At 47.2% G+C, this 24,082-nt stretch carries 20 protein-coding genes and 1 pseudogene; 3 read left to right on the top strand and 18 right to left on the bottom strand.

The genetic code is table 11. The features are described 5' to 3' along the window. Positions 1-494: 494 nt before the first annotated feature. From ACFVQB_RS23120 to ACFVQB_RS23145, 6 genes are all read right to left on the bottom strand, one after another. The gene (locus tag ACFVQB_RS23120; protein ID WP_379445477.1) at positions 495-1,619 is read right to left on the bottom strand and encodes a rhamnogalacturonan acetylesterase; all 1,125 of its coding nucleotides are present in this window, start codon (positions 1,617-1,619) and stop codon (positions 495-497) included. Between the two features lie 174 nt (positions 1,620-1,793). Then, positions 1,794-2,633 carry a carbohydrate ABC transporter permease gene (locus ACFVQB_RS23125; protein WP_024633028.1) on the bottom strand — a complete coding sequence of 280 codons (840 nt, stop codon included), beginning with the start codon at positions 2,631-2,633 and terminating at the stop codon, positions 1,794-1,796. Positions 2,634-2,635: 2 nt separating this feature from the next. Next, positions 2,636-3,538 (bottom strand): carbohydrate ABC transporter permease, encoded by a 903-nt coding sequence (locus ACFVQB_RS23130; protein WP_379444596.1) that lies wholly within the window; start codon positions 3,536-3,538, stop codon positions 2,636-2,638. A 141-nt stretch (positions 3,539-3,679) separates the two neighbouring features. Next, positions 3,680-4,963 carry an ABC transporter substrate-binding protein gene (locus ACFVQB_RS23135; protein ID WP_379444600.1) on the bottom strand — a complete coding sequence of 428 codons (1,284 nt, stop codon included), beginning with the start codon at positions 4,961-4,963 and terminating at the stop codon, positions 3,680-3,682. 221 nt (positions 4,964-5,184) lie between these two features. Beyond that, on the bottom strand, positions 5,185-6,738 hold the full coding sequence (locus ACFVQB_RS23140) for a response regulator transcription factor (protein WP_379444604.1): 1,554 nt from the start codon (positions 6,736-6,738) through the stop codon (positions 5,185-5,187). Beyond that, a complete protein-coding gene (locus ACFVQB_RS23145) occupies positions 6,713-8,500 on the bottom strand; it encodes a cache domain-containing sensor histidine kinase (protein WP_379444608.1) in 1,788 nt (595 codons plus the stop codon). Before ACFVQB_RS23145 ends, ACFVQB_RS23140 begins: the two co-directional genes overlap by 26 nt. Before the next feature lie 414 nt (positions 8,501-8,914). On the opposite strand from ACFVQB_RS23145, the gene ACFVQB_RS23150 reads away from it, so the two are divergent. Together ACFVQB_RS23150 and ACFVQB_RS23155 are read left to right on the top strand one after the other, a co-directional pair. After that, complete coding sequence (locus tag ACFVQB_RS23150) at positions 8,915-9,361, top strand: hypothetical protein (RefSeq protein ID WP_379444611.1); 447 nt, start codon at positions 8,915-8,917, stop codon at positions 9,359-9,361. Between the two features lie 175 nt (positions 9,362-9,536). Continuing rightward, positions 9,537-10,091, top strand: coding sequence for a hypothetical protein (locus ACFVQB_RS23155; protein WP_379444614.1), 555 nt, complete (start codon positions 9,537-9,539; stop codon positions 10,089-10,091). Positions 10,092-10,211: 120 nt separating this feature from the next. On the opposite strand, the gene ACFVQB_RS23160 is transcribed toward ACFVQB_RS23155, so the two are convergent. The 7 genes from ACFVQB_RS23160 to ACFVQB_RS23190 form a co-directional block, all read right to left on the bottom strand. Beyond that, entirely contained in the window at positions 10,212-11,528 is a 1,317-nt protein-coding gene (locus ACFVQB_RS23160; protein ID WP_379444617.1) for an SGNH/GDSL hydrolase family protein, read from the bottom strand. Positions 11,529-11,818: 290 nt separating this feature from the next. Then, positions 11,819-12,109, bottom strand: coding sequence for a hypothetical protein (locus ACFVQB_RS23165; protein ID WP_379444621.1), 291 nt, complete (start codon positions 12,107-12,109; stop codon positions 11,819-11,821). Between the two features lie 274 nt (positions 12,110-12,383). Beyond that, the gene (locus ACFVQB_RS23170) at positions 12,384-13,247 is read right to left on the bottom strand and encodes an inositol monophosphatase family protein (protein WP_379444625.1); all 864 of its coding nucleotides are present in this window, start codon (positions 13,245-13,247) and stop codon (positions 12,384-12,386) included. Positions 13,248-13,354: 107 nt separating this feature from the next. Continuing rightward, a complete protein-coding gene (gene uvsE, locus ACFVQB_RS23175) occupies positions 13,355-14,356 on the bottom strand; it encodes a UV DNA damage repair endonuclease UvsE (RefSeq protein WP_379444628.1) in 1,002 nt (333 codons plus the stop codon). 155 nt (positions 14,357-14,511) lie between these two features. After that, positions 14,512-14,835: a hypothetical protein gene (locus ACFVQB_RS23180; RefSeq protein ID WP_053779624.1), complete on the bottom strand. Its 324-nt coding sequence runs from the start codon at positions 14,833-14,835 to the stop codon at positions 14,512-14,514. Between the two features lie 31 nt (positions 14,836-14,866). Next, the gene (locus ACFVQB_RS23185) at positions 14,867-15,967 is read right to left on the bottom strand and encodes a D-alanine--D-alanine ligase (protein ID WP_379444632.1); all 1,101 of its coding nucleotides are present in this window, start codon (positions 15,965-15,967) and stop codon (positions 14,867-14,869) included. Positions 15,968-16,100: 133 nt separating this feature from the next. Beyond that, on the bottom strand, positions 16,101-17,099 hold the full coding sequence (locus ACFVQB_RS23190) for an amidase domain-containing protein (protein ID WP_379444635.1): 999 nt from the start codon (positions 17,097-17,099) through the stop codon (positions 16,101-16,103). Between the two features lie 380 nt (positions 17,100-17,479). On the opposite strand from ACFVQB_RS23190, the gene acnA reads away from it, so the two are divergent. Beyond that, positions 17,480-20,194, top strand: coding sequence for an aconitate hydratase AcnA (gene acnA / locus ACFVQB_RS23195; RefSeq protein ID WP_379444639.1), 2,715 nt, complete (start codon positions 17,480-17,482; stop codon positions 20,192-20,194). A 125-nt stretch (positions 20,195-20,319) separates the two neighbouring features. On the opposite strand, the gene ACFVQB_RS23200 is transcribed toward acnA, so the two are convergent. From ACFVQB_RS23200 to ACFVQB_RS23220, 5 genes and pseudogenes are all read right to left on the bottom strand, one after another. Continuing rightward, a complete protein-coding gene (locus ACFVQB_RS23200; RefSeq protein ID WP_379444642.1) occupies positions 20,320-20,535 on the bottom strand; it encodes a hypothetical protein in 216 nt (71 codons plus the stop codon). Positions 20,536-20,548: 13 nt separating this feature from the next. Further along, the gene (locus tag ACFVQB_RS23205; RefSeq protein WP_379444646.1) at positions 20,549-21,100 is read right to left on the bottom strand and encodes a VanZ family protein; all 552 of its coding nucleotides are present in this window, start codon (positions 21,098-21,100) and stop codon (positions 20,549-20,551) included. A gap of 230 nt (positions 21,101-21,330) precedes the next feature. Next, positions 21,331-21,985, bottom strand: a pseudogene (locus tag ACFVQB_RS23210) (M15 family metallopeptidase); the annotation flags it as partial. 292 nt (positions 21,986-22,277) lie between these two features. Further along, a complete protein-coding gene (locus tag ACFVQB_RS23215) occupies positions 22,278-23,366 on the bottom strand; it encodes a HAMP domain-containing sensor histidine kinase (RefSeq protein WP_379444650.1) in 1,089 nt (362 codons plus the stop codon). Next, on the bottom strand, positions 23,359-24,054 hold the full coding sequence (locus tag ACFVQB_RS23220; RefSeq protein WP_379444652.1) for a response regulator transcription factor: 696 nt from the start codon (positions 24,052-24,054) through the stop codon (positions 23,359-23,361). The genes ACFVQB_RS23215 and ACFVQB_RS23220 overlap by 8 nt, the downstream gene beginning before the upstream one ends. Positions 24,055-24,082 lie beyond the last annotated feature (28 nt).

Raw genomic sequence — 24,082 nt, forward strand, 5'->3', positions numbered from 1 at the left:
CTTGGCTTTTTAAAGGCTTATTGCCTTCGCTATATTCGCTGGGCAACTTTTCGGGATGCTCGTTACTTCGTTAACTCGCTGAATAAAAGCAAGGCTGCTCGCGGGGCGGGCGCTTCGGCGGACGGATCGGGCTGTCGGCCGCTGTTGGCTCGGGATTTCTTTCATTCCCCCTCAGCAGGGGAAATCCCGCTCCAAAGGCGGACGCTTCGCTCCCTCTGCTCCGATTCCGCCCTCCTTCGCTGCAACGCTCGCCTTGGCTTTTTAAAGGCTTATTGCCTTCGCTATATTCGCTGGGCAACTTTTCGGGATGCTCGTTACTTCGTTAACTCGCTGAATAAAAGCAAGGCTACTCGCGGGGCGGGCGCTTCGGCGGGCGGATCGGGCTGTCGGCGCTGTTGGCTCGGGATTTCTTTCATTCCCCCTCAGCAGGGGAAATCCCGCTCCAAAGGCGGACGCTTCGCTCCTACTGCTCCAATTCCGCCCTCCTTCGCCACTTACCTCAAATACATTTGCAGCGGCTGAAGTCGCAGCTCGCGGATGGCTTCCGCCACCTGCATGGCGAGGCGACGGGCACCGCGCTCCTGAAAATGCGTGTTATCCTCCACGCCTGCTGGGAAGTTCACGTACTCACCCGGCAGCACCCACATGAAATCCTCCTTGCTGCCTTCAATACCCGCTTGCTCGAAAAGAATGCGGCTTCGCTCAGCCAGATCGATCAGCGGCACCCCTTCCTCTTCCGCCAGCTCCCGTACGGCGATGATATAATCGCCATGGGTGTCGGTCAATGTGCCGTCATCAGCGAAGTAGCGCCGATGCACCGGTGTCACGAGCACCGGACGAGCCTTGGCATCACGGGCGGCATCGATATACTTTTTCAGATATTCCTTATATGTTGTGAAAGGCTCCGTTCCCCGATCAGGGCCCGGCTTCTCATCGTTATGTCCAAATTGAATAAATAGAAAATCTTCCGGCTTCATCTTCTCCAGAATGGCATCCAATCTGCCTTCATTAATGAAGCTTCGGGAGCTGCGCCCAGATTGGGCATGATTATCTACAGCAACATCATGTTTGAACTGAGCGGGTAACAGCTGTCCCCAGCCACAGTATGGATATCCACTCTCCGGCTGATCCGTCACGGTAGAATCACCAGCGAGAAATACAGTCATCGTCTGATTGGCAAGCGTGATCTCCAATGCATTAATCCGTGGCGCGGGACCGGAGAAAGATAGTCGGAGCTTTCCGCCACGAACCACAACTGAGAATCGTACCTCTGCACATTGCCCAGGAAGTGTACGAATGGTTGGCAGCATCAGTCTGCCCTCTCCAGCTTTGACATGGGTGATCGTCTCCGCCAATTCATCCCCTGCAATTAACAAGACCTGATAGGTCCCATCGGGTACAGCCACGATGAAAGATGCCTTGAGCGGAATACAAAAGCTTGAACGCAATTGGGCAGACACATTGGACTGCCCTTTTTTGCCATCGTTTGCTCTACTCTTATCCGATACTTCGTCTTCACTTATCCGTTGTTTCTCGTACACAAGGGAGCCGGATTCAAAACCGTATTCTCCCTGTTCTTCATAGGCGGTGCTGGCAGAGACTTTCAAATAACCCTCAATCTCACCTGTACTGCCTGAGTTCGGTCCAAAATTGAACTTCCACTGGGTAACGGCCTCTTTACCGCCATCTGCCGTTACCTCTGTGGCAACAGCCTGACTACCCTGGCCCTTATTCAATAGGAACAACCTCCTTGTTCAACATGCTTATCCAGGTTTGAATCCAGTGAATATCGCTTATCCTTTCAGTCCGCTGGTGCTCATGCCCTGTACAATTTGTTTCTGGAAAATAAAGAACACGGCTACAACAGGTACGAGACTCACAATAGACATCGCGAACATTGCTCCCCAGTTGGAGGCAGACTCACTGTCCAGGAACATTTTCAGTGCCATGGAGACCGTATATTTATCCGGGGAGTTCAGATACAGTACTGGACCGAGCAGATCCTCCCATCTCCAGTAGAAGGAGAAGATTGCAGCCGTTGCGAGTGATGACTTGATGAGCGGCATAATAATCTGCACATACAGTCTGAACTTGTTACAACCATCAATAGTAGCCGCTTCATCCAGCTCTTTCGGAATCGTACGAATGAACTGAACCATCAGGAAGATGAAGAAAGGCATCCCGAAGAACGTAGGTACAACAATCGGCAGAATGGTGTTCAACCAGCCAAGCTTCGTGAAGATAATATATTGGGGTACGAGTACAACGTCATGCGGCAACATCAGAGTCAACATCATCAGGGAGAACCAAAAGTTACGTCCTTTAAAGTTGAGTCTGGCAAAACCAAAGGCAATCAGCGACGAGGATAACACTGCACCAATCGTGGAGATGACCACAATAACGAGCGAGTTGGTGATGTAATCCATAAACGGTCTTCCGCCTGCGCCTTTCCAACCATCCGCGTAGTTACTCCAGATCCATTCTGTAGGGAACAGGGACTCGGCAGTTACGAAAATGGTACGACTTTCTTTGAATGAGCTGAACAACATCCATAGAACGGGATAGAGCATCAGGAGGGCCAAAGCTGCAACGAACAGGTGATAGATGGGCCATTTCACATTTCTCCAAACCATCGTTACTTCCCTCCTTCGGATTCATAAAACACCCAGAACTTGGATGTCAGAAACACCGCGACTGTGAGTATACCGATCATAATAAGCATGATCCAGGCCATGGCCGAAGCATAACTCATGTTGTTAAACATAAACGCCTGACGGAACAGATACAGCGAGTAAAGCATCGTACCGTCCATTGGACCGCCCTCGCCTTTAGAGATGATATATGCAGGTACAAAGGTCATAAATGCACCGATGGTTTGCATAATCAGGTTGAACAGAATGATTGGACTGAGTAGCGGTAAAGTGATACCAAAAAATTTACGTACCGGGTTGGCACCATCTACACCTGCTGCTTCGTACATCTCGGGAGAGATATTTTTCAGACCGGCGAGGAAGATGAGCATGGACGATCCAAACTGCCAAACAGACAGCGAGATCAGCATAACCAGAGACGCATTCGGATCACCAAACCAGCTGATAGGCCCGATGCCGATTGCTGTTAATGCACTGTTGATGACACCTTCATTACTGAAAAGGTTACGCCACATAATCGATACAGCCACACTACCACCGATAATGGATGGCAGGTAGTACAAGGTACGATACGTTCCAACCATACGGGATCCCGTATTCAGGATCATGGCTACGAAAAGCGCGAACACCAGCCTTAGAGGGACACCAATAAACACATACAGAAACGTTACTTTAACCGAATTCCAGTACTTCGGATCATCAAAGAACATTTTGGTGTAGTTGTCCATCCCGATCCACCGTGGGGAGGTGAACAGGTTATAACTCGTAAACGACATGTACAGGGATACAAACATCGGAATAAGCGTAAATCCCAGAAAACCGATGATAAAAGGACTAATAAAAGCATACCCGGTCAGGTTTCTGCGCAACGACGAATATTGCCTCAACGGAACGAACCTCCTTTATTGATCTGCTTGTTTCCCGCAGCCTTGCTTCGAGCTGCTGGACGGGGAAAGGCCCTCGCGTTATGCGAGTAGCCCTGTTCCCGTCCATCCCGGTCATGGGATGAGCAAGCGATCATTCAACTGTTATTTATTGTTGGCAAGAACCGCTTCGGCATTTTTGCGGAATGTTGCTGCTGCTTGTTCCGGTGTAACCTTACCAAAGTTGAGTTCCTCTACAACATCCGCCAGAGAAGCAATAACTTCCGGCGAACCTACCGGCGGTGGCGGGCTCATTGGCGAAGCCTTAGGCTCCATGGACGCTACGAAGTCAAATACCTGTTTCGTTGCATCACTCAGCTCAGGAGCAATAGCTTCTTTAATTTTGCCCGAGATCGGTACACCACGCTCGCCTTTGATCAGTTTGTTAGCTTCTACATCGTTCACCCAGAAATCGATGAATTTGGCCGCTTCTTCCTTCACTTTTGAGTTCGATGTTACAGCCCAGTACATACTTGGCTGCATATAGAGTCCTTTTTCCATATCCGGTCCAGGCATTGGTGCAATTTCCAATGGACGGTTGGCTACCTGCTGCAAGGCTACAAATTGGTTGGACCACTGCCATACGCCAATTCCTTTTTCCTTGACCAGATCGGATTCCTCAATAATGCCTTTCGTCTGGTTAGCCAGATCAGGTGAAGGTGCTGCACCCTGTTCGATCATCCGGCGCATGAGTCCGAAGAACTCAACGAAAAGCTTGTCGTCATCATAGCCAAGACCCGTTCCTTCAGCATTGTAGAGGGATAATCCTTTGGTTCGTAGGAAATAGTGGAAGAAGATATCCGGTGCTACGCCCCCGTCCAAAAAGAGTCCTTTGGCAGCCGTTTGCTTGCCAAGCTCTTCATACGATTCCCAAGTCATATTTTCAGGAATGGCGTCCACGCCCGCTTTTTTGAGCAAAGCCGGATCATACTGGAAACCCAGTACGTTAACACCAGCAGGTACGCCATATTGTTTGCTGTTGATAATGCCTGTGCTGATTACGTTCTCGGATACATCGTCCACTTTGATCTGGTTTCCGAGGTATGGGGACAGATCTTCCAGCTGTCCGTTCTGTGCATATTGGCTGATGTAGGAAATATCCATCTGAACAATATCCGGCAGTTGATTCGCCGCAGCTTGTGGAGCGAGCTTTTTCCAGTAGTCATCGAACGAAGCGTATTCCACGTCAATTTTGACGTTCGGGTTTTTCTCTTTGTACAAATCAATGACCTTCTGTGTATATTCGTGACGTGCATCCGATCCCCACCACGCGATACGAAGTGTTACCGAACCATCTCCAGATGTTTCGCCCGATCCTCCGCTGCTGCTGCATGCCGTTGTTAATACCAGCAATGCCGCCATCATCAGGAATATCGCCTTTTTCACCATACCAATCTCCCCTTTTATGTTGAAATGGTTGTGTGAACGAGTTACCTTTCACTTTCTGATAACGCTTTCACAAACTTTATATTGTCATTTTCGCAAATGTGGGACCATAGTTGAATACACAAAACCGTCTTGTTGGTTCAAAAAACAGAGGAGGACAACTGCACCTCTATCGGCGCTGTTCGTCCCCCTCATATATCAAATACATGATCGTCAGTCAATTGTTATAAGCCAGTTCTGCGGAATTCGGTAGGTGTCATGCCGGTCCACTTTTTGAACACCTGACTGAAATATTGCGAGTTCCCTCCGAAGCCAAACAATTCGGCAAGTTCAAAAACCTTCACATCTCCACCTCTGCGAATATGGTCACAGGCACGCTCAATGCGCAAACGATTCACATAATTGGAGAAGTTTTCTCCCGTCACTTTTTTGAAAATTTTGCCGAGATAATCCGGATTCATATATAACATCTGATGGGCGACCCCGTTAAGCGACAGATCAGCTTCGCCATAGTGGCGATCCACAATATCCATCATCTTCTCCACGGCAGAAGACTGGCGGCTAATATGGTTTTTGTAATAACCGGAGGTTAACCGGGCTGCGCTGCTGGCGACAAAGGATTTCAAGCCAGACAATGTGTCGATGTGGGGCAACTCTGCCATCCGCTGGGTGAATTCCGTCGCCTCCTCGGGAGGACAGACATGAATCATTGCAGAGTACAACTGCACCACATACGAACGAGTAATCTCGATTTCAAGCTGCTGGCCAGACAGAAGATCAAACAGGCGATCCACTTCAGCTGCAGCTTCTTCGGTATTGCCTGACTTAATCAACTGGCAGAGCTGCTCTGCATCTTGTTCAACATGTACCCCGTCACATTCTCCGGCCAGTTCCAGATCACTTTTGGTAATCAGTTTGCCTTCACCGATAAAAAAGCGGTGGTTCAGGCATTGCAGTGCCTCACGAAACAGACGCCGGGATTGGATCATTCGATCTGCTTCACTGAGGGCAGCCGTAACTTCCAGTTTATATAGTCTGGTGAAAGCAGCGCGCACTTCCTCGATGCTCTCCTTCAGACCGACCGAATCGGCAGAGTCCCGCAGCAGAATTAACAGTTTGCCTTCAATGGTCGTGCTTAACAGAACATGGGGCAGCAGATCGCTGGCAATATTTTTGATCGCAAATAAATGACTATAATCATGTTCATCTGCAATCCGGAACAGCAATAGCCGAACTTCGTTATCCTCCAGCTCCAGATCAAACAGCTCCTGATAATACTCCAAATCGACCGGACCATAGGTTTGGTTCGTCATAAACTCCAGCAGGAACTGCTCCTTCACATGGGGCAGCACCCGCTGCAGCCGCTGTTTCATCTCTCCGGCCACATGTTCCTTCACCTGGGCATCCTGATGTTCCTGAAGCAACTCGGACAAGGCATCATGAATCTGGTTCTCGTTACACGGTTTAAGCAGATAATGCTTCACTCCATATTGCATGGCCCGGCGGGCGTATTCGAACTCTTTGTAGCCAGACAACATGATAAAGCGGAGTCCAGGGTATGCTTCGGATGCTTTTTCAATAAGCCCAAGACCATCCAGACCCGGCATCGAAATATCCGTAATGATAATATCCGGTTTGGAATGACCGATCTTATCCAGCGCTTCAATTCCGTTTCTCGCGGTATCCACCAGTTCTGTTCCCGCTGCAGCCCAATCCACGACTTGCGAAATCCCCTCCAGAATGACACGTTCATCATCTACGAGCATCACTTTGTACATCGTCATCGTCCTCTCTGATCCAAGGTATTCTGATCGATACTACGGTCCCTGATCCGGGATTGCTGCTCATGATCATTTCGCCTTCGTCACCGAAGGTCAATCTGATCCGCTCCTTGATGTTCGATAGTCCGATCCCCTGTCCCCTCGTCTGTACGCGTCCCTCCTGCAATTGCTCCAAAAATTCGGGAGTCATGCCTGGACCGTCGTCCTCCACCTCAATTACAACGTTGTCTCCATCCGCTCTCGCCCGAATCCGAATACGGCAAGGTTCAATGCTTGGCTCCAATGCATAATGAATGGCGTTCTCCACCAATGGCTGCAGGGTTAACTTCGGAATACGTGCAGTTCCCACTTCGGGAGCAATATCCATGTCAAAATCAAGTCTTTCCTCAAATCGCGTGTGCTGGATCGTCACATAACTGCGGACGATTTCCAGTTCCCTTTCCAAAGTAATCCACTTCTCGGACATGTTCACTGAGCTTCGCAGCAGAAATCCGAGGGCCTCAACCATTTCGGAGATTTGATGCTGCTTCTGCACTTTGGCAAGCCAGTTGATTGATTCCAGTGTGTTATATAGAAAATGTGGATTAATCTGAGCCTGAAGCGCTTTCAATTCAGTCTCTCGGATTACGAGCTGCTTCGCATAATTCTCGTCAATGAGTTCGCGTATACGCTGTACCATCATCTTGAACGTGCGATGCAGCAATCCGACCTCATTTTGTGAAGATACCGGGACATTGCCGAGCGCTGCTTCCTCCAGCTTATCCAGATCGCCTTTTTCGATATTGCGCATTTTCTTGATCAGCTGGGCGATGGGCTGAGTAATACTGCGGGAAAACTTAGCTCCGAATATAAGCGCCGCCAGAAATATCATGATAAAAATGACAGTCACCAGCTGTTTGACAAACTGGATCTGTTTAAACATTTGGTCAAAGGGCGTCATGTACAGATACACCCAATCCGTATAGGAAGAATGCGCACGGGCGACAAAATTCCTACCCTGCTCAAACATGGCGATCCCATAAGGCTGAGTCCGCTTCAGTTCAGACTCAATTTCAGATTTGCTGACAGTCGACTCTGTCGGATAGATCACTTCCCGGCCATCTGTAATTAATAGCTGTGAATCCTCTGCCGGATGCTGCATCTGGTCCTGAACAATTCGATCCAGCCGTACACGAATAACCAAAGTGCCCAGCTTCTCCAGCGTGAATGCTCCACCAGTAAAAGACTTCACCTGTCTAACCGACAGTAATCTGGCTTGTTGGTCCCCGCCCGTATACCAGGCATTGGAGCCCGAATATTGCTGTCCCAAAGCAACCAGCTCACGCTGCTTTGCTTCCGAGATTCCCTCACGGTTTCCAGCCGCCATAACATTATTATCATTATCGATAAAGATCATGGAATAGACGTATTTCTCTGAACCTGCATATGCCACCAGTCTGTTGGTAATTTTTTTGCGCAGGCCATTTTTCTCATAGCCTGATTCAGCCTTGTCCAACTGAAGAAGATATTGCTGAAGAGGCTCGTCGGACATGACCTTGAAGGATAGATTCGAAATCTCACGCAGTTGGTTCTCGATGCCCACCGAAGACATATTAAGCACCTGTGAGGATTTCTCATAAATTTGTCGGTCATAAATGCCGAACACATATCCCAGGACAGATACATAAAATGTAAAGCTGATCATCATCAATAATCCGATGAGAAGAATGGTTTTGTGATGAATTGGTAATTTCGTGAAAGCGTTTTTAATTCTACTCATCCAAAGCGCTCCTTTGGCTCGCGAAGGGTGCTGTCATTCGAAACTGTTTTCGATCTACTGTAAGTTATTTTCATATTTACACATCCATGGTCAGATGACAAGTCATATTTATGCAACATTTTAGGTCGTTATCGAAGGTCTTAAACAATATTTAGTTCCCAATCAAACAAAATTTTAAGAGGATAAATTAGGTAATAGCAACTTTTCAATCTCACTTAAACTATCAACAAAATAAAAAAATGTATTATAATGTATTTAAATGACTTTATTTGTCAAAAGTGTAGACTTTTGTTTTATCTTGTACTATAAATAGATATAGCGCTGAAATAAAAGGATGATCATCCAAGTTTTAAATAAAATGGATGGTATTATCTTGAAATTCAAAAAACAATTACTTCTACCTTAGCCGCAGCTATGCTTGTAGGCGCTTTATCTGGGCCAGCTACTATTTTTGCAAGCCCCGCTCCCACAAAAACGGTTGTATCTGCTAGTTCAACAATCGTTTCTAACAATTTAACTACAAGATCTTTCCCTATTGTTTCGTCTAATACAGTTACTGTAACTCCAACCGCTATAAATAATGGCGATGTAGGAACTCAGAATCTTATTTCAAATGTTATTAAAAAGGCTATCACTTCTGCCCTTCGCTACGGTGGAGATTACCTAGGTAAATTACTCTCAAAACTAAGTCCTAGTGCAGGTAATTTTGTAATCAAATATTCAAGCAAAATTGCCGATGTACTCGATTCTATTACGAATTGGCAAGAAAATATTATTGCTACTGGGCTTGTTAGTATCGGAATCCCACCAGCAGAAGCTTATGAAATTGCAACATACATTGTTTGGTTAGCAGGTCTCTAAAAAAAATACTTATACCTCAATCAGACTTCATACTTGTAATTTACAAAAAATTATTTTTTTCAGCATGGACTTGAGGTAGTTTAAAAAATATACTTTACTTCTTAAGAAGTAAAGTATATTTTATTTTTATGGGAATTAAAGTAATTTAAATTAAAATAATTCCAAAGGAGGAAATATGAATTCTACCCATATTCTTATTCTCTTTATTTTGCTACTTTTTCTTTTCCTATCACTAAATGAAATCATTAAGTTTATAGCTCGCAAAGATAAAGAATCGCCCCCACCAATAAACGTAAGACTTTGGCTTATTCCTTTGTTATCTCTATTGATCATTGTTCCTGTTGCTTTTTTCACAATATTATATAGTTTGTTTTTTTATACTTTTGGTGGAATGAGTAATTCGTTATATTTTGAACAGATTGGTGATGGGATTATATTTTCTGTATTTATTTTAATTGGATTTATATTGTTTGAAACACTTATCCATCCTATTATCATTGCTGCCCTGAACTATGGTGTACAAAGACGGGTTTCAGTTTATACCAGAAACTCTGTCACAATAATAATCGATGGTATCATTATTTATTTTTTGGGCTCCATCTTTGAAGGAGTATATATCCAAGATTTCTGGTCGGCTCTATCCATTTCAGTTTTATATCATATTATAGAATGGTTATTCACTTGGATTCACCATCTTTACAAAAAGAGGAAAAATAATATGACTTTATAATTTCATTTAGTCTCCCAAGTAAAAATGCTAAAGCCTTCCTAATTAGTAGGAAGGCTTTAGCATTTTTACTTAAATCATTTTAAGTTCACAAACTTTATTTAATAAATTCTTATATACGTTTTACGGATTCACAAAAACGGTTTTTAACTTGGCTACATACTGCACATCAAAGCCAAGACCCTCGGCTACCATGGCGAGAGGTACATACGTTTTGGACTCGTTGCCCACCTTGTTCAGGAATGCAGGTGTGTCCACGGAAAGGGATGCCCCATTTACCTGAACGGCCGCTGCACCAATCTTCACGGCAACCTTCCGGTCTCCATATGTAATCGTTGCGGTTGAAGTTTTGTTATCCCATACCGTGGTTGCACCAACAGCGTTCACGATATCCTGGATCGCCACAAAGTTTTTGCCATTGCGGATGATTGGTTTATACGGCGTATCCAGCGTTTTACCACTGACGATGATATTCATCGGTTGACCTGCAGTAGGAGCCGTCAGCTTGGTGTAATCGCCCCAGATCGTTTCTGCGAATACTTTGGCAATCGCTTCATATCCGAACTGATTCGGATGGAAGTCGCGGTCCTTAATCATGTGCGTCATCGTGCCTTCTCCGCCAATAAACTCCTTGGCGACATGAGCCACTTTTACATCAATCCCTTTAGCAGAAAATTCAGCCGCAATTCCATCAATGGTCTTCGTAAACCCTTGGGAAGCTTCCATCAGTTTCGCATAGAGTGCTTTACCAGCTACTTCTGGCATAGGTTGGTACTGGTCTGCGATTACGATTTTGGCATTAGGATTAATCTCATGAATATCATTGATAACTGCGCTAACATTAGCTGTATAGGAAGATAGCAATTCTTTCACTTTTGCTTCCAGTTCCGCATCACTCAGCTTATCTGCTGAACTGAGCAGCTCAGATACATCGTTCCCTCCAATTGTGATGGCAACGAGATTGGCTCCAGCTACACTCTCCCGGATGGTAGCAATATTGGCTCCAACTTGTCCTGCTCTTGGATCAGGAAGACTCGGTTGAATGGCTTCGGAAGTGAGCGCTTTCCCTTCTTTAATCGCATCTGCAAAGTTTTTCAGACCACTGCTCTTCAATCCGGCAATACCATAGTTGTCCACCTGAGTACGTCCATGAAGCAGACCTTGTTCCTGTAACCGTTCCACATAACCATATGGCAGTTCTTTCAGGTTCGGCTCATAACCTACGGTGATGGAGTCCCCCAATGTGACGATGCGGAATTCCTTGGTTACTGCTGTGGCATCCTTGTTCGCAGGCAAAGATGCTGTTGTAGTTCCCGCAGGTAACGTATTGCTATCCGCAGCAAGAGCGGACTGTGCGGATGATGCCAAAATCAGCATGCCTGCCAGCATACTTGCCGTTAATCCCGCGGCGGTACTTCTCCATATGCGTTTACGCTTCATTCTTAGAACAACTCCTTTTTCTCGTATCTATAAAATAAAATATAATTACATATTACACTGCTCACTCTGATGACAGAAGTTCGTGTAACTCTATTCTAACATTATTAATGGGGTGCTGTCGTCTGTACGAAAAAGTAGACGCCCCCACTGTACACATGAAATAGGCTACTCCGGGAGTCGCCTCCCCTCCAGTCGTCCCTGGTCCTCACGCTGACGAACAAAAGGGGCTTCCCGTCATTTTTCATGACTATTGGAAGCCCTTCGTTTAACACAAATAAAATGCTAACCTGTCAAGACCTCTGTTTCTCCGACTCTCCTGGATCTGAATCAATCGGGTTGGTATCCGGTTTGTTCCCAGCAGAACGCTCCAGATATCGATCGTAGCGATCGTCCACCTCACGTGCCATATCCCGGTACTTCATCGTTTCTTCCACAATTGGGTCTCGTTCTGTCTGGATGCGCACCTCGTACTTGGGAGGAATGAGTTGGCGTTCACGCTTGTCAGCTTCGCCGGACTCCTCCATGTCCCCTTCAGTCAGCATATCACTCAAACGTCGTTCCAGTTCTTTGGATTCATCCATTGTTGTTCGCTCCTTAAATTAAAGTCACATATGCACTAATCTTACTATTGCACTTTCACTTCGTGGACAGAACAATCTTCCGATCGCTGTTATCCCCAGATTTCTTTGATTCCCTTCTCCAAGGGAGAAATCCGGTGATAAAGGCGAAGCATATGCTTACGAAGCAGCTTTCTTTCAGAAAGCTTGTAGCTATGCTTCTTCAGATTTGTTCAGTCCCCTCCGTTTAATGTACAATTCCAGATTTTTCAAGCATTGATGAATTGAGTAAACTCACTCACTCCAAGCCTGTTGCGTTTACTTCCTTCAGCACACCCGTCAGTGCATCATGAATCTTGCCATTGCTGGCAACCACATGACTCACCGACAGTAGGTAAGGCGTTCCTACAGTATCGGTAACCTTGCCGCCGGATTCCTCAACCAACAGAGCACCTGCGGCAATATCCCAAGGCTTCAAACCAACTTCGGTATAAGCGCTCAGACGACCCGCTGCAACATACGCCAAATGCAGGGCAGCAGAACCACCTGCACGCAGACTGCGTACTTGCGGTGCAAGCGCCTGAACAGCGGCCATATTGATCGGCAACGCGTAGGATGTATCCGCTGGGAAGCCAACCGCGATCAGGCTCTGAGCCAGTTCCTGTTCACCAGATACAAGCATCCGGTTTCCGTGCACATAAGCGCCTTTTCCTTTTTCCGCAACAAACATCTCGTCACGGGAAGGGTCGTAGATTACCCCTACAATCACCTCACCGTTATGAGCCAAAGCGATGGATACAGAGTAGAACGGAAAACCGTGTACAAAGTTCGTCGTTCCGTCCACCGGGTCAACAATCCAGAGAAACTCTTCTTCCTCAGCTTCTTTCAGTGCCTTCGCTGATGCTTCCGGTCCCGGCTCGACGCCTTCTTCACCCAGAATGGCATGATGGGGAAAATGCGTCAGAATCAGGCGACGGATCATCTGTTCCGCACCTTTATCAACTTCAGTAACGAGATCCTGCGGTGAATACTTGGTTCCGGGCTCCCCCACAGTTCCGAGACGGCTCTTGATCCACTCTCCAGCTTTGGAAGCTGCATTAATGGCGACGGCAGTATAGCTTTTGCTTGTCACGACATAAGGTGTTTTTTCCTTCTCATTCAAAGCGTTCACTCTACTTTCTATATCAATCTACGAAAAATTAAAATACTTGTTAAAAGTATACGCCCCAAGGGTCGTAAAGTTTCTCGTTGCCCAGGCCCCTTTTGGCGCTACGGATGAATGATGACCGTCGACTCGTCCACCCACTCCACACCCTCTTCGTGATAGAATGCTAGTTTCTGCATCAACTGCACCAGAGCTTCATCCTTGCGCTTGGCCTCAATCATCACATCAAGGGAGGGCGTATCTGCTGCAATATGACGTAAAAAATCGAGTAAAGGCTCCACCTCAACACCGTCAGCATGACCACGCGGGTCCTTCTCACTCTTGGGACTGGAGACGTGAATTTTGGGCGGCAACGGCTTGTCTGCCGGTGAATCCGCTTGAGCAAGCGGGGATTCCCACGTCTTCAATATATCCGGCCAAAGATCCCACGGCTGTTCACCTTCATGGTTCACCCATTGATGGTGGATATCCAGCACCATGGGCAGCCCCATACGTTGACATACCGAAAGTGTCTCGGGAGCATTGAACGTTTTGTCATCATTTTCGAGCGTCATCCGTTCCTGAATATCCCGATCCAGCTTCAGAAAATTTTCTTCAAAACGCAGCGCTGCACTAGGCTTATCCCCGTATGCACCACCAATATGTATATTGTTCTTGGCAGTGGCATTCAGCCCCATGGCATCCAGCATGCGTACATGATGACGAAGGTCGCGCATGGAGTTGCGCAGCACTTCCTCCCGAGGCGTGCTGAGTACCGTAAAATGATCCGGGTGGAAAGACACACGCATCTCGTTCTCCTTCACAAAATCGCCAATCGCGGCAAAATCCTGCTTAAGCGCGGGAAACGGGTCCCAATCACTGAGATCCTCATGAGTTGCCAGCGGAATTAATTTGGAAGAGAAACGATATACATGAATATGGCTTCCTTTGTTGTGTCTGAGCAAACGTAATGTATTATGCAAATTCTCGGCCGCAATCCGTTCCAGCTTGCGAATTGCCCCTTCCCTATCATCAATTTTCTTAAAGCTGGACATGGTCATCGTCCGGGAAGGTGAAGCATTCTCCACAAGCACGGACATCGCCACATAGCCAAAACGTACGAGCATGAATTTCTTCCTCTCTATTAGGGCGGGATTCCTTCCCGGCATATGAAGCCGGCAGTCTTCCCATCACTTTATATAACAAAGTTTTACCCTAAAAGAGTGACCATAATCGTGATTTGGACAAATCCGTCCATTCGTTCCGGTCCACATGTAGCAAACTACCCCTGTGCCTGTTCACCAAAGAACATCTCGTCCGCGAGAGCAGTCTGAATGCGTGATTCTTCCTCGTTCAGTTTACGGATCAATTGCATCTCCACTTCGGTCACTTCCTGACCCTGGAAGTTAATCTCCGCAATGGATACTACGATTTTCACGATGGCTACGGCCACGTTATCCGGTGTGTAAGCAATGACTTTCTGTCCGGTAGGAAATACGCGAAAGCCTTGTTTGACCATTTTGCCACGGCCGTATTCAAGCAATTCGAACAGCTCTTGTTCATTCTTGAATTTGCACACGGAATTGAATTCGGTCTGAAATCCCATTCATACCCCTCCTTATATTGTCGTCCCAAAGCTATGCCTGTACGCCGTTCTCGTAGTTTAACGCCTGCTTGCGGTTGTAGCGTTCCAAAGCCAGATCAATCATGCGATCCAGCAGTTCGGCATACGATACGCCGGTCTCACGCCACAATAGAGGATACATGCTGTATGGTGTAAAACCAGGCATAGTGTTTACTTCATTAATAAGCAATGCCCCATCCGATTTGCGAATGAAGAAATCTGCACGGGAAATGCCATTGCCTTCAATCGCGCGGAATGCCTGCAATGCGGCCTCGCGGATGCGATCTGCGGCTTCCGGGTCTAGCGGAGCAGGGATCAGCATCTGAGATTGTCCATCGATGTATTTGGCTGCATAGTCATAATATTCACCGGAAGATACGATTTCTCCTGGTACGGAAGCCATCGGCTCGTCATTACCGAGCACACTGACTTCAACTTCTCGTGCCTCTACAAACTCCTCAATGACTACCTTGGTATCATAACGAAGAGCGAACTCCACTGCTTTCTTCAGTTCATCCCGGTTACGCGCCTTCGAGATCCCTACGCTGGAACCGAGATTGGCCGGCTTAATGAAACACGGATAGCCCAGTTGATCCTCCACCTGCAAGATCATTTCATGTTCGGTCTGCTTCCATTGAGTAGCGTTAAAATACGTAAAGGCACATTGGTCGATCCCGGCCTGCGCGAACAGTTTCTTCATGACCACTTTGTCCATGCCACCTGCCGAAGCCAGTACGCCTGCGCCAACATAAGGCATATCGGCCATCTCGAACATCCCTTGAATCGTACCATCCTCACCAAACGTACCGTGCAGCAGCGGGAACATGACGTCCATTGCTTCTTCTCCACCATATAAACGGCCAAACAGCGCGTTCAGCGCTTCCTGGGTTCCGCCCGCCGCCTGCTCCAGCTTCAAATCTTCAAACTGCGCGAATGGCGCGTGCATGACAGATCCTTTTTTCCACGTACCCTGCTTGGAGATATAAAAAGGAACCAGTTCATACTTCTCATAATCAAATGCGTTCGTTACAGCAAACGCCGTTTGCAGCGACACCTCATGCTCGCCTGACTTTCCGCCGTAAACGACGCCTACTGTTAATTTATCCATACTCATGCGTAACCTCCGATTATCTGTGCAATGATGCTGCCATGTCTGCATGTTCAGCACCACTTTTATTCTGTTATCTAGACTTATTTTACACGGAACCGGATGTCCACGTCACCGAATCCCGTAAAATCTTTGACCATCAAAACTCATCTGCAATGTGAAAAAGCCGGTACACCGTCTGCTCGTTCCAAGCGTAAGAATCCCGGTAATCCCAAAAACGGTGGCGGCTGCTGACCGTATGTGCATTCACAAGCGGCATGCCCCCCGCATCAAAAGCGGTCACAACGGTGCTGTGCTGAAACCTGCCGTCCCCGTCCCAGTCATAGAGAATTACATCTCCGAGCATTAACTGCTCTGGACGATCCACTTCGGTCGCTGACAATCCCCAGCTGCTGCCGGATAAATAACGCTCCAGACTATTGGACACGGCCCAGCTGTAACTCCACATTTCAGAGCCATTTACATAGCCTTTGTACCACCATCCTGCTTCTCTTTTACCAGTATAGTGGATGGGTGCTCCCCCTGCAAAGAGACATTGGGACACATAATTGGTGCAATCTACTTCGAATTCCTCAAATGCCGGGTTTCCCGCATTCCACCACCGGTCCGCGTAGGCGACAGCCAGATCCCTGCGATACAGCTGCTGCCTCGATCTTCTACCCTGTCCCAGTACTTCTCGGTTAAGCAGCGGCCGGTTCATCGCCTGTACAAAATCGGCTTGTTGAAAGGGGCGACCCTCTCCTACCGGACGACGCTCCGGCACTTCACGTTCCACACGTGCAATGGTCCAAACTCCACCTTGCCTAAGAAAGGTCAGGCGTTCCCGTTCAATCCGGTCTTCCCGATGGGTCAAACCGTTCTTCTCATAGAACAGCCTGCTGTACAATTGCACATCGACCACCGATTCATCTGCCCCATCCATAAGTGTCCGCACAAGCTTGGCGCTGGTCTCACTGCGAAGAGGCACGGCCCGCCGCTTGCGGTACCATTGGTCCAGTCTGGCCATCCGCTCCCCCCGTTCCAGCACAAATTCCGGATCGGTGACAATCCGTTCGCTTGTCTGTGGACGGTAGTCGATCTCACAGCGATTATACTGGTTCACGTAGGTATATAAGGCACTCTTCCATTCGCGTTCCAAGCCTGTGTCCCCCTTTGGCATGAGTTCTATCCGGAATGATCCATTGCATGAAAACTCCTTTTATTTATATGAGAGAATTTCGGTTGTATGTGTCCGGTTCTGTTTTGAAGCCTTATTATCGGGGATAATGCGTACGGAAGAGATCGCATCCATTCCCTTTACTTGAGAACGCATTCAATCTCTCAATGGCTTGGCTGGACAGGCAAAAAGCCCTTTACGTACGGAGTTGAAAACGGTATACTTAAAACTAAAGTTACGATTATGAAATTGCGTTTCACCTAATGAAACTAACGAACAAGGACACGGAACGATGAAGGCCTGTTCTTCACCTAAATGAACGTTTTCTTCATCTCACCGACACATTTTAAGGAGGTACATGTATGTCAGCCAAGAATCATTTCTCCGCGGCCCGCAGTCTTGAGGTCGGAGGCAAGTCTTATCGCTACTACAGTTTAGATGCTCTTCAGGAAGGCGGCTACGGCGACCTTTCCAAGCTTCCTTTCTCCATTAAAGTGCTGCTCGAAGCAGCTATTCGTCAATTCGACGGACGTGCTATTACCGAAGAACATGTAAAACAACTGACCGGCTGGGCAGAAGGCCGTGACAATAACAAAGAAATTCCATTTATCCCTGCACGTATCGTTCTGCAGGATTTCACCGGTGTACCCGTTGTCGTTGACCTTGCAGCAATGCGTGATACTGTGAAAAAAGCAGGCGGTGATCCAAAACAGATCAACCCACTCGTACCCGTCGATCTCGTTATCGACCACTCCGTTATGGTTGATGCGTTCGGAACGAACGATGCACTCGACTACAACATCAAGGTTGAATTCGAGCGTAACGAAGAGCGTTACCGCTTCTTGCGCTGGGCGCAAACGGCATTCAACAACTTCCGTGCAGTTCCACCATCCACAGGGATCGTTCACCAGGTTAACCTGGAGTACTTGGCTTCCGTGGCTGCAACCAAAACCATTGATGGCGAAACTGTTGTATTCCCGGATTCCCTCGTAGGAACCGACTCCCACACCACCATGATCAACGGACTCGGCGTTGTTGGTTGGGGTGTTGGCGGGATCGAGGCTGAAGCAGGTATGCTGGGCCAACCGCTTTATTTTGTAACACCGGACGTTATCGGTTTCAAATTGACAGGCAGCCTGAGCGAAGGCTCAACGGCAACGGATCTGGCACTCACAGTTACTCAAATGCTGCGTAAAAAAGGCGTTGTCGGTAAATTTGTCGAGTTCTACGGACCGGGCCTTGGCAACATCAGCCTGGCTGACCGTGCAACGGTAGCCAACATGGCACCAGAGTACGGCGCAACAATTGGTTTCTTCCCTGTTGATAGCGAAACACTGAACTATATGCGTAATACTGGCCGTACCGACGAACAGGTAGATCTGGTTGAAGCTTATTACAAAGCTCAGAACATGTTCCGTACTGCTGATACGGTTGATCCTGAGTTTACAGACGTGATTGAACTGGATCTGGCATCCGTTGTTCCAAGTCTTGCCGGACCAAAACGTCCACAGGATCGCATCGAGCTGACTCAAATGAAAGAAGGCTTCAATAGCATTATTCGCACGCCGATCGACAAAGGCGGCTATGGTCTGAGCGACGAGAAAATCGCTGAGAAAGTGCCTGTGAAACACCCTGACGGTTCCACTAGCGAACTGACTGCTGGTGCTGTCGTTATCGCGGCAATCACAAGCTGCACCAACACATCAAACCCTAGCGTTATGGTCGGAGCGGGTCTGCTTGCGAAAAAAGCCGTTGAACGTGGTCTGACTAAGCCTGGCTACGTGAAAAGCAGCTTGACTCCAGGTTCCCTCGTTGTTACCGAGTACCTGGAAAAAGCAGGACTGATCGAATATCTCGACAAACTCGGATTCAACGTTGCCGGCTATGGTTGCGCAACTTGCATCGGTAACTCTGGCCCACTGCCAGACGAAGTAAGTGAAGCAATCGCAGAGAACGATATGACGGTAGCGGCTGTATTGTCCGGTAACCGTAACTTTGAAGGTCGTGTGCACGCGCAGGTCAAAGCCAACTATCTGGCTTCTCCGCCACTCGTTGTGGCGTATGCTCTCGCGGGTACCGTTAATATTGATTTTGCAACCGATCCAATCGGTTATGATACCAACAACGAGCCTGTATTCCTGAAAGACCTCTGGCCTAGCTCCGAGGAAATCAAGGATACCATCGCTAGCTCGCTGAACGCACAGATGTTCCGTAACAAATACGAGAACGTATTTACAGCTAACGAACGTTGGAATACGATCCCTGTACCGGAAGGCGAATTGTATGAGTGGGATCCAAACTCCACGTATATTCAGAATCCACCATTCTTCCAGGAGCTTGGCGACAAGTTGACTGATATCGCAGATATTCGTTCCGCACGTGTCATGGCATTGCTTGCTGATTCCGTAACAACGGATCACATCTCGCCAGCGGGTAATATCGCACCATCCAGTCCGGCTGGGCTGTACCTGAAAGAACATGGCGTAGAACGCAAAGACTTCAACTCCTACGGCTCCCGTCGTGGTAACCATGAAGTTATGATGCGTGGTACGTTTGCAAACATTCGTATCCGTAACCAAGTGGCTCCAGGAACTGAGGGTGGTATTACGAAATACCTGCCAACAGATGAAGAGATGTCCATCTACGACGCTTCCATGAAGTATCAGGACGAAGGACAGAACCTGATCGTTATCGCAGGTAAAGAGTATGGTACAGGAAGCTCGCGTGACTGGGCGGCAAAAGGAACATTCCTGCTTGGCGTCAAAGCCGTTATCGCAGAAAGCTTCGAGCGTATTCACCGCAGTAACCTGGTGGGCATGGGCGTAATGCCATTGCAATTCCAGGAAGGTCACGGCTGGTCCAGCCTCGGTCTGAACGGTCGTGAAACGTATGACATCACAGGTCTGAGCAATGATGTGAAACCAGGACAAGAACTGACGGTTACCGTAACTCGTGAGGACGGCACCAAGTTCGACTTCCCTGTCATTGCTCGTCTGGACAGCATGGTGGACGTGGACTACTACCATAACGGTGGTATCCTGCAAACCGTATTGCGTCAAATGATGAAAAAATCTTAATTGCCTTTATATTTAATGCAATTAAGTTATACAGAAAAGCTCCCCGCCACGTGCACTCTGCACGGTGACGGAGAGCTTTTTTTGATTAATATGACAAAGGCTGTATTGCACTACTAGACTTCTCTTCAATGTCCAATGTAATGTGATGCTTGATCCAGTGATTGCAGTGTGGCCATGACCACAAACAGACAGGACATTATGATCAGTGAGTACCCAATCCATCTGGAGGTAATTTGATTGTTCTTGGTTCCATCCTCCGACGAAGAATGAGTAACATAACGTGGACGAACGATAAATAAAATTCCTATCCCAATCATTAAAGCAGCCAAGAAAATCATCAAATGCTCCCCCTCCTTACACGCGACTCTGATTGGAATTATACTCTTTTTTCGCGGTGCGAGCTGTTCCTCCCATAATCATTCGTTTCATGCTGATAAGCATGGTATATAGAACATAACCGACCATTCCACCAAAGGTGTTCAGCATAAGATCATCCACGTCGAATATGCCCATGCCCGTTAATAGCTGTGTCGCTTCAAAAGCAAAACTTAAGAGCAAGGAAAGTACGAGTACCTTGGCCCCTGACAAAAGCTTGTTACCCAACAGCACTGGAATGAAAATGCCCAGTGGGATAAAAGCCATGACATTGCCCATTAGATGGATCGCGGTACCCGGACGATGTAAAGACAGGCTATGCCAGTCTCTTGAAATCTCCTGAAATGGCGTCAGGTTAACGGTTCGCGTATGAATCAGATCCGGTTGCTGCGCGATCGCCATAAGTTGAACCCTCACGACGTCCCAATCCATCGTATGTCCCTTGAACAGGATCAGTTTGGTTAGCAGATACAGATAGACGATCAATGTCGCGACCCATACGATCTTCATATTGAACTCTCTAGGTTTCATAATGAACCTCCGTGTATTTCTTGTTGTTTATTCCTCCACCGTCACGACAACTCCGTTCATGTTGTCTCCCGATATCTCATATTGACCGTGCTCAGGTACGTTAATGCTCTCATCTTTGGATGCATCGTAATAGTGTACAAGATAGTGCTCGTCCCCAACCTCAGCGGAAATGCTCTTTTTCTGTTGCAGCAGCTCCAAATACTGCTCCAGCACCAGGTGATTATGATACATGATGGCGCTATGCGGCAGTCCTACATACCGAAAATGCCAGGGTTCGTATTGAATGCCGGTAATGTCCACTTTATCCTTCGGGTAACGTAAAATGAATCCGTATTTCCATGCATTCTTCTCCAGCCAAGCTCCTTCTGGCGCTTCACTCATGGCAGCCAGGGTAGAGCCGATATCCATCGACAAGCCCAGATTATGTTCACTGTGACCCGCAGGAAGCGCATAGTCCGAGCCCTTTTCCTTATATAGCTGCTCCTGTTTTGTAAAGTCCCGATAACCACTGCTGATAATGAAATATCGCACGTCATCTTTCGCAGCAGCTTCAATCATCTTCTGGAACGCTTGCGCTACGTACTTTGACAACATGATATTCTGATCCAGCAATCCGTATCCCCGGACCAGATCATGTTGTTCAGCCAGTTTGACAATGTCTGTTCTAATACCCTCCGCATGAACGGGATACTCCGAATTGACGAGCAGTAAATTCCCTTTATGTACTTGATTCTCCACGTTAATGCTTTTGGTATATCCCGCCCGACTTTTAGTCGTATCCTGAATTTGCAGATTCGCTTCTTCCTTCTGCTCAAACAATGCAGGTGACTTGGAAAAAAAATATCCCAGTACAATGATACATATCAAAAATCCCCACTTCTTCATCCCTTGTTCCTCCTTTACCTCGTATATTCAAGGATAGAGAAAACTAGTTAAAAAAAAGCAGGGCAATTCTAAAGTTTTTCTTAAACTATATAAATTGAACTAAAGAATATTTACACTTACCACTCCGATGACAGAACAACCTTCCGATCACTCTTATCCCCAGATTTTTTTTGGATTCCCTTATTCAAAGGGGAAAATCCGGGGATAAAGGCGAACGCTCCGCTTCTTCAGGTTATTTCTGTCCTCTCCGTTCTCGTGTAAATGTTTAGTTCATTTTATATAGCACAGGACTTCATTCTAACGCAGGCAACCGCACTTCAAATACGGTCCGTACGATATCACTTTGGGCCGAAATGGACCCATCATGCTGCTCCACAATATTTTTGGCAATAAACAGCCCCAGACCTGTTCCACCTTCCTGAGGTGTCCGCGCACGATCTCCGGTATAGTACATATCGAAAATATGAGGCAGATCATCCGGATGAATATGTCCCCCATAGTTCATGATCTGAATGATCACCTGTCCTGCATCACGATGCCCATGGATATCCACATAAAGACCATCCGTACCGTGACGCGCTGCATTGATCAACAAGTTCTCAAACACGCGTGCAAGCACTTCACCATCACCGGAAATGGTTAACTCGGAATCGATATGCAGTCGGGTGACCAGGCGGTTCTTTTCAAAAACAGGGTACAGCTCTTCGTTCATCTGCCTTAGCAGCTCACTAAGATCAAGTCTCTTTTTCTCAATCGGCAACATGCCATAATTCATTCGTGTAATCTCAAACAAATCATCGATCAGTTTCTCGAGACGCTGAGATTTGGTAAAAGCAATCGCTGTAAAGTGCCTGACCTGCTCCTCTGTCAGCTGATCATCCTTCATCAACAGATCCAGATAACCCAATACTGATGTTAGAGGGGTACGCAAATCATGCGCCAGGTTTACAACCAGTTGGTCCTTGCTGCTCTCCGCAAAATCTCCCCGTTCTACCGCTTCCCTCAGTTTTAGACTCGCCAGATTGATATCCTCTGCAATCGCGCCCAGCTCGTCCTTCGTCGAAATCTGTACACGGTGCTGGAAATCACCACTCGCGAGTTGCCGGATACCTGTGGAGATATTTTTGAAGTAGGTAACATACGGCTTAGTAAACCAGAAGAAGAACAGGATCGCAAGTGGTATGAACAAGATGAGGAAAAAGTAAATATCCCCTATGCTTCTCATAAAGTGACGATATTCCGCTAACTGATCCTCCGCACGCACACCGGTATAATAGTATTGCATCAGTTTATATACCCCAAAGGTAATCGCACCAGATGCCAGCATGCTCAAACCAAGCAACAGAATCATAGTCGTTCGAAAACTTCTGCGTTTATTCATTGAACGTGTACCCCACACCCCAGATCGTTTTGATAAACTTGTTCTTGTCCACATCTTCTCCCAGCTTCTTGCGCAGGGTCCGAATATGAACCATCACGGTATTGCCGTTCTCATAATAAGCCTCTCCCCACACTTGTTCAAAGATGCTCTCCGCACTGAACACCTGTTTGGGATGACTTGCGAGCAGATACAGGATGTCAAACTCCTTCGGTGTTAACTCTACTGGCTTGCCGTATAGGGTGACGCTATGTTGATCTGGCGAAATAATGAGCCCGCCTTTCTCCAGAATGGAGCGCTGGATCGGTACAGACTGGCTGAATTGAAGGGAACGGCGCAGCTGGGAATTGACCCGTGCAACCAGTTCCATCGGGTTAAATGGTTTAGTCATATAATCGTCTGCGCCCATCACGAGCCCGGTGATTTTATCCATATCCGAGGTTTTGGCACTCAGAAAAATGATAGGCAGGTGATACTGCTCCCGAATTTTGCGGGTCACCTCATATCCATCCATACCAGGCATCATAATATCCAAAATGGCCAAATCTATCGTTTGTGTCTGAACGGCTTGAACCGCCGCTTTCCCATCAAATGCCTTGATGATGTGATATCCTTCTTTTTGCAAGTGCAATGCAACCAGATCAGCGATCTCAACTTCATCATCTGCGATCAAAATCGTAATACGCTTCATTGCTTATTCCACTCCTATATGTGATGCT

It is taken from the genome of Paenibacillus sp. NPDC057886, from assembly GCF_042796655.1.
Classification (GTDB): Bacteria; Bacillota; Bacilli; order Paenibacillales; family Paenibacillaceae; genus Paenibacillus.